Origin of the sequence: Microvirga sp. HBU67558, from assembly GCF_018069605.1 — a bacterium.
Lineage (GTDB): Bacteria > Pseudomonadota > Alphaproteobacteria > Rhizobiales > Beijerinckiaceae > Microvirga > Microvirga terrae.
The window spans coordinates 1-483 of sequence record NZ_JAGPUP010000210.1 but is presented as its reverse complement, the minus strand read 5'-3'; the positions used below and the strand labels follow the sequence as shown (position 1 = coordinate 483).

Annotated in this window: 1 protein-coding gene; it reads left to right on the top strand. The window is 55.9% G+C overall.

What is annotated here, in order from left to right; translation table 11 throughout:
- Positions 1–175: 175 nt before the first annotated feature.
- Positions 176–483: response regulator (locus KBI52_RS00880; RefSeq protein ID WP_210804788.1), on the top strand; the 308-nt coding region annotated here is incomplete at its 3' end.

Sequence of the window (483 nt, the reverse complement as noted above, 5' to 3'; positions counted from 1 at the left end):
AGCGCCTGCTAAGAACTTCTTGTCGAAATTACGCCTAGCGAAATTACTTATCGGGCTAAGTCTCCTTGCACTCGGAACAAGGTCGGCGCCGTGAAAGCGTCACCGGGCCTCCGGCGTTAACTCCTCGTTGAGCATACTTCCCTCACATTAGCTGAGGTCTCTGGGAGGTGGTAAGATGCGGGTATTGCTGATCGAGGATGACATCTCTGTCGCTCAAAGCATTGAACTCATGCTCCAGCGCCTCAACGTCCAGATTTCGGTAGCCGATCTGGGCGAGCATGGCATCGATCTCGGCCGGCTCCCCGATTACGACATCATCCTGCTCGATCTCAATCTGCCGGACATGTCAGGCTATGATGTCCTGCAACAGCTGCGGCTTGCCAAGGTGAGCACACCCGTCCTGATCCTCTCAGGCCTGGACGGGATCCAGAACAAGGTCAGAGGCCTCGGCTATGGCGCCGATGATTACCTCACCAAGCCGTT